Raw genomic sequence first — 6000 nt, forward strand, 5'->3', positions numbered from 1 at the left:
GGCAGTCTGCCGGTTCGGCTGCCGGGCCGCGGACGCCGGACCGGGCGGGCGCGGCGGACCGGCCGGTGCCGACGCCCGCCGGTGCACCCGCCGGCGGAGCCGGGAGCCCCGGTTCACGGTGTCGTCCCTGCTCATCGGGCGGCGCGGGCCTGCAGCGCCAGCGCGCACGAGTCACCCCCGGCCGCCCGCACCCGGGAGGCCCAGCGGGGGACCTCGACCGCCGGCATCGGTCGGGCAACCAGATAGCCCTGCGCGAGGTCGCAGCCGGCCTCCCGGACCAGCTGCAGGTGCTCGGCGGTCTCCACGCCCTCGGCGACCGAGCGGATGCCGAGGGTGCGGGTCAGCGCGACGATCGAGGCCAGCACCGCGCCGCTGGCCTCGGTGGTGAGGCTGGCGGCCGCGGTCAGCAGCGAGCGGTCGATCTTCAGCGTGCCGATGGGCAGGGCGAGGAGCTGGGCGAGGGAGGACCAGCCGGTGCCGAAGTCGTCGATCGCGACCCGGACCCCGAAGCTGCGCAGCACGGCGAGCTGGTCCTCGGCGCGGGTGGGGTCCTCCGCGACGCTGGTCTCGGTCAGCTCCAGCAGCAGGCTCTCCGGGGCCAGACCGGAGTCGTGCAGCGCCATCCGCACGTCCCGCACCAGGGTCTCGGCCGAGAAGTGCCGGGCGCTGATGTTCACCGACATCAGCAGCGGCAGGCCCTGGGCGGCCCACTCCGCCGCCTGCCGGGTGGTCTCCCCAAGCAGCCAGCGGGTGATCGGGATCAGCTGGCCGGTCTCCTCGGCGACGGAGAGGAAGGCGTCGGGCGAGAGGAGCCCCCGCTCGGGGTGGTTCCAGCGCAGCAGCGCCTCCACGCCGTAGAGCTCGCCGGTGTCGAGGCGCACCACGGGCTGGTAGTGGACGACGAACTGGTCCAGCGAGCCGTCCCGCAGCCGGTTGGCCACCTCCAGCCGCCACCGCGCCGCCTCCCGCAGGCCGGGGGTGAACAGGTGGATGCGGTCCCGGCCGGACCCCTTGGCCGCGTACGCCGCGGCGTCGGCGTCGCTGAGCAGCTGATGGGCCTGGGTGCTGCCGGGCTGGGCGGGCGCGATGCCGACGCTGGCCGACAGCGGGACGGGGGCGCCCGCGGCGTAGAAGGGCCGGGTGAACGAGGCCTGTAGCCGGAACGCCAGCGTCGCCGCCTCGGAGGGATCGCAGTCGCGCGCCAGGATGAGGAACTGGTCCCCGCCCAGGCGACCGACGACGTCGCCGGGGCGGACCTGCTCGACCATCCGGTCGCCGACCTGACGCAGCAGCTCGTCGCCCACCTCGTGTCCGAGGGAGTCGTTGACGGTCTTGAAGCCGTCGAGGTCGAGGAAGAGCAGCGCGGCGCGGGGCCGCGGCTCGCGCAGCACCTCGCCGATCAGCTGGAGCAGGCGGGCCCGGTTCGGCAGCCCGGTGAGGTCGTCGTGGCTGGCCTGCCAGGCCAGCGCCCCCTGGTCGCGCACCCGCTCGGTGATGTCGGTGTAGGTGATGACCACCTGGTCGGTGTCCTCGAGCCGGGCGGCCTGGAGCCGGAACCAGGCGACGTCCTCGCCGAAGGGGTGCGAGTAGTCGTGGGCGAAAGTCCGGGGTGGCGACGCGGGCTCCTCGGAGAGCCGGCGCAGGCCCTCGGTGATCGCCGCGTGGTCGGCGGCCGACAGCTCGCGCCCCATCGCGGCCAGGTAGTCCTCCCCCACCCTGGCCAGGTGGTGGCCCTCGCGGCCGTAGGCCTCACCGGCGCGCACCCAGCTGCGGTTCACCGAGAGGATCCGCCCGTCCCCACCGACCAGCACCGTCGGCGACGGCAAGGCGTCGAGGACGGCGTTGAGCTGGCGGAGCTCGGCCGCCGTCCGCTGCTCGCTGCGGTGCTGCTCGTCGACGTCGCGGAAGAAGGCGGTGAGGCCGTCGGCGTCGGCGAAGGCGCGGATCTCGTACCAGCGGTCGTGGGGTGGGTAGAAGACCTCGAACTCGCGGGCGCCGCCGTCGGCGAGCACCGCCCGGTACTGCTCCTCGATGGCCGTACCGACGGCCTCGGGGAAGCAGTCGTAGAAGTAGCGGCCGAGAAGGTCCTCCGCGCGGCAGCCGAGGAGCTTGCCGGCGGCGGCGTTCACGTAGGTGAACCGCCAGCGGTGGTCGATCCGGTAGACGGCGTCGGGCACCGCGGACAGCGGGTCAGGTGGGCCGACGTGCCCAGCCTGGACGTGTGGGTGCACCTGCCAGCTCTCTCCCCCTGCGGCATGCGTCGGCCCGCTCGGGGGCCACGCCGGCGGGCCGTCCCCTCGACGGCGTCCCGGCGGGTGACGCTCCACCGAGGGTAACGGCACAGGTGTAACTCAGGCTGCCGAGACCGAGGATCGCTCGACGATCCCGGTCACCGCCGTCCCGGCCGGCAGCGTGCCCAGGACGGCGCCTCCGTCGCCGCCCAGCCGGGTGGCGCAGAAGGCGTCGGCCACGGTCGGGGGCGCGAAGCGCAGCAACAGCGAGCCCTGCAGGCACAGCGCCAGCAGGCCGGCGATCCGGCGGGCGCGCAGGGGCAGCGCCTCGGGATCGGCCAGCTCGGTGGTGAGCCGGTTCACGGCTGCGTCGAACCGGGGATCGGCCCCGCCGGCGAGGTCGAGCTCGGCCCGGACCGCGGCCAGCGAGGCGGACGAGCGGCCCAGGGCGCGCAGCACGTCGAGGGCGATGACGTTGCCCGAGCCCTCCCAGACGGAGTTCAGCGGCGCCTGCCGGTAGAGCCGCGGCAGCCCGGACTCCTCGACGTACCCGTTGCCCCCGAGCACCTCCAGCGCCTCGGCCACGACGGTGGGGGTGCGCTTGCAGACCCAGAACTTGGCGGCTGCGCCGGCCAGCCGGAGAAAGTCCTGCTCGCCCGCGTCCACGGCCGCGGCCAGCCGGATCGCCAGGGCGGTAGCCGCCTCGCTCTCGACGGCGAGGTCGGCCAGCACGTTCTGCATGAGCGGCTGGTCGGCCAGCAGCGCGCCGAAGGCCCGCCGGTGCCGGGTGTGGTGAATGGCCTGGGTGAGCGCCGCGCGCACGGTGGCCGCCGAACCCAGCACGCAGTCCAGGCGGGTCATGTTGACCATCTCGATGATCGTGGGGACGCCGCGGCCGGGCTCGCCCACCAGCCAGCCCGTCGTCCGGTCGAACTCGACCTCGCTGGAGGCGTTGGAGCGGTCGCCCAGCTTGTCCTTGAGCCGCTGGAGCCGGAACACGTTGCGGGTGCCGTCGGGTAGCACCCGGGGCACGAGGAAGCAGGAGACGCCCTCGTCGAGCTGGGCGAGCACGAGGAACAGGTCGCTCATCGGGGCGCTGGTGAACCACTTGTGGCCGGTGAGCGCGTAGCTGCCGTCGGCCTGCGGCACGGCGCGGCTGGCGTTGGCGCGGACGTCGGAGCCGCCCTGCTTCTCGGTCATACCCATGCCGGCGACCAGGCCGCGTTTGCCGGCCGGTGCGGCGAGGCCGAACTCGTAGGCGGTCGCGGTGAGCCCCGGCTCGTAGCGGGCGGCGAGCTCGGGGGCCCGGCGCAGGGCGGGGACGACGGCGTAGGTCATGGTGACCGGGCAGGCGTGGCCCATCTCGGCCTGCGTCCAGCCGAGGTAGCCGACCGCGCGCCGGACGTGGGCGTGCGGTTCCGGGGAGGTCCAGGGCGCGCCGGCGAGGCCGTGCTCGAACGCGGTGCGCATCAGGTCGTGCCAGACGGGGTGGAACTCCACCTCGTCGACCCGGTGGCCGTAGCGGTCGTGGGTGCGCAGCCGCGGCGGGTTCTCGTTGGCCAGCCGGCCCCACTCCTGCGCCTGCTCGCTGCCGGCCAGCGCGCCGAGCGCCTTGAGCGAGTCGAGGGTCGCCGCGTCGGCGTGCCGCACGCAGGCCTCGGCCAGCGCGGCATCGCCCGCGATGGGGTCGTGCCCGGCCAGGGGCGGGGCCTGGTTGGTGACCTCGTGCGTGACGCTCATGGCGGCACCGTACGACTCCCCGGCGCCCCCGGCGGGTTCCACGTGGAACGTGCACCAGGACGGGCGCTGCAGCGCCCGCTCGAAGCCCTCGTGGGAGGGGACGAAACCGAGCATCGCCCGCCCCGCTGGCGCCGTCGAGCGCGTCGCGCGCCGCGGGGAGCTGCTCGATCCCGGCGCCGGCGGGCCTAGGCTCGACCCGGCGCAGACCGTGCAGCCCCAGCGATGAGCTCGGGAGGCCGACATGTCCAGGCGGGGCGCGCACCAGCGGCCCACGACCGGCGGATGGCGGCGGCGTGCCGTGGTGGGGCTTCTCCTGGTCCTGGCCGCCTCGGGGATCGTGCTGCTGCTCGGCCCCCTCTTCGACGGGAGCCCCAGCCCGGGGACCGATTCGGCCTCCTCCCCGTCCCCGGCCGCGTCCCCGGAGACGGTCACGGTGACCGAGCCGATGGACCCCGAGCAGCTGCGCGCGGAGTTCATCAGCCAGGCGGCGCGCGACCGGGGGTGGGACAGGGCGCTGGGCGACGCCGCCCCTGCGAGTCTGGCCCAGCAGGTCTGCAGCACCATCAAGGCCGGCGGGAACTCCGATGCGGTGTGGCAGGCGGCCGGTGACCTGGAGGAGCGCGGCCTGCCGGTCGACGCCGCGTGGGGCTTCGTCGACCTGGCCGTCACCACCTACTGTCCGGAGCACCACATGCTGGTGCTCACGACCACCGCGGCGATGGGCGACTGACGGTGCGGGCGTGCGCCGGCTGGCTGGCCCCGCCACCCCTCCTCAGCCGCGCGTGGCGGCGGTCAGCGCCGCGCGGATCGTTTCGGCGTCCGCGCTCTTGCCCGGGTCGTCGGGCAGGTTCTGCGGGTTGCGCGCGTAGGGCACGACGTAGGCCGGCATGTCGCGCTCGAATCGCCAGCTGTCGGCCAGGGGCCCGGCGTCGAGCGCGTCGTACCCGAGCCGGTCGAGCAGCTGCGCGACGGCGGCCATGGCCTCTTCGTCGTCGCCGGCGATCGGGAGGGTCGATCGGTCGGCCGCACCGGCGGGCCGTCCGAGTGCCGCGAGGTGCCTGAAGAAGATGTTGTTGAACGCCTTGACGACCCGGGAGTCGGGCAGGTGTCGCTGGAGGAGCTCGCTGGTGGTGGTCCCGCCCGCGTCGAGCTCGGCGACGTGGCCATCGCGCTCGGGGTAGTAGTTGATCGTGTCCAGGACGATCTTGCCGGCCAGCGGGGCTGCCGGGATCTCGGCGTAGCTCTTCAGCGGCACGGTCGCGACGACCCAGTCCCCGGCCGCTGCCGCCTCGGCCGGGGTCGCGGCTCGCGCGCGCGGCCCGAGCTCGGCCACCAGGTCGGCCAGGGTCTCGGGCCCCCGGGAATTGCTGAGAACCACGTCCAGGTCGGCATCCACGGCGAGCCGCGCCAGCGTGCTGCCGATGTGCCCGCTGCCGATCAGTCCAAGAGTGCCCATGGCCGCTGCCAACCCGGTCACCGGGAGCACTGTTCCCTCCTCACCATCGGGGACCGACCGAGTCGCGGGTCGAGCTGACCGGACCCCGTGACCGCCGCACCGCTCCCCCGGCCCGGTTCGGGCGTGCCTGAGTCCCCGCCGGCGGGGTCGTCCGGCGGGGTCGGCGGTCTCGGGGGTTCGGGCGGTTCGGGCGGTCAGGCGGCGTGGAGCAGGTCGGGGCCGGTGCGGATCTCGGTGCCGTCGGGGCGCCAGGTGCGCCAGCGGCCGTCGGGTTGTCGGGCGAGGCGGAAGCCGTGGTGGACCTTGGTGTGGTGCCGCTCGCGCAGCAGCGCGGAGTTCTCCAGGCTGGTCGCCCCGCCGTTGATCCATTCCAGGAGATGGTGGACGTCGCACCAGTGGGTCGGCGCGGAGCAGCCGGTGAACACGCAGCCGCGGTCGCGGGCCTCGACCGCTCTGCGCAGGTGCGAGCTGACCAGCCGGTGTTCCCGGCCGAGATCGAGGGGGACCCCGTCGGGGCCGAGGACGATGCGGGTGATGCCCGCGTCGCAGGCGATCCAGCGGGCCCGGGCGGCG

The 6000-nt window shown here is 74.8% G+C and carries 5 protein-coding genes; 1 reads left to right on the forward strand and 4 read right to left on the reverse strand.

All coding sequences use genetic code 11. The features are described 5' to 3' along the window. Nucleotides 1-131: 131 nt before the first annotated feature. On the reverse strand, nucleotides 132-2231 hold the full coding sequence (locus tag BMZ50_RS21740) for a putative bifunctional diguanylate cyclase/phosphodiesterase (RefSeq protein WP_091329427.1): 2100 nt from the start codon (nucleotides 2229-2231) through the stop codon (nucleotides 132-134). A gap of 120 nt (nucleotides 2232-2351) precedes the next feature. Beyond that, complete coding sequence (locus BMZ50_RS21745) at nucleotides 2352-3971, reverse strand: acyl-CoA dehydrogenase family protein (protein ID WP_091329451.1); 1620 nt, start codon at nucleotides 3969-3971, stop codon at nucleotides 2352-2354. 241 nt (nucleotides 3972-4212) lie between these two features. On the opposite strand from BMZ50_RS21745, the gene BMZ50_RS21750 reads away from it, so the two are divergent. After that, nucleotides 4213-4701: a DUF732 domain-containing protein gene (locus BMZ50_RS21750; protein ID WP_091329429.1), complete on the forward strand. Its 489-nt coding sequence runs from the start codon at nucleotides 4213-4215 to the stop codon at nucleotides 4699-4701. A gap of 42 nt (nucleotides 4702-4743) precedes the next feature. On the opposite strand, the gene BMZ50_RS21755 is transcribed toward BMZ50_RS21750, so the two are convergent. After that, complete coding sequence (locus BMZ50_RS21755; RefSeq protein ID WP_245753797.1) at nucleotides 4744-5448, reverse strand: NADPH-dependent F420 reductase; 705 nt, start codon at nucleotides 5446-5448, stop codon at nucleotides 4744-4746. A 173-nt stretch (nucleotides 5449-5621) separates the two neighbouring features. After that, nucleotides 5622-6000: HNH endonuclease signature motif containing protein (locus BMZ50_RS21760; protein ID WP_143087253.1), on the reverse strand; the 379-nt coding region annotated here is incomplete at its 5' end.

It is taken from the genome of Geodermatophilus ruber, from assembly GCF_900114385.1.
Lineage (GTDB): Bacteria > Actinomycetota > Actinomycetes > Mycobacteriales > Geodermatophilaceae > Geodermatophilus > Geodermatophilus ruber.

Coding starts and splice junctions, on each gene's coding strand:
- BMZ50_RS21745 (WP_091329451.1), bottom strand. CDS start 3,971: ATGAGCGTCACGCACGAGGTCACCAACCAGGCCCCGCCCCTGGCCGGG.
- BMZ50_RS21750 (WP_091329429.1), top strand. CDS start 4,213: ATGTCCAGGCGGGGCGCGCACCAGCGGCCCACGACCGGCGGATGGCGG.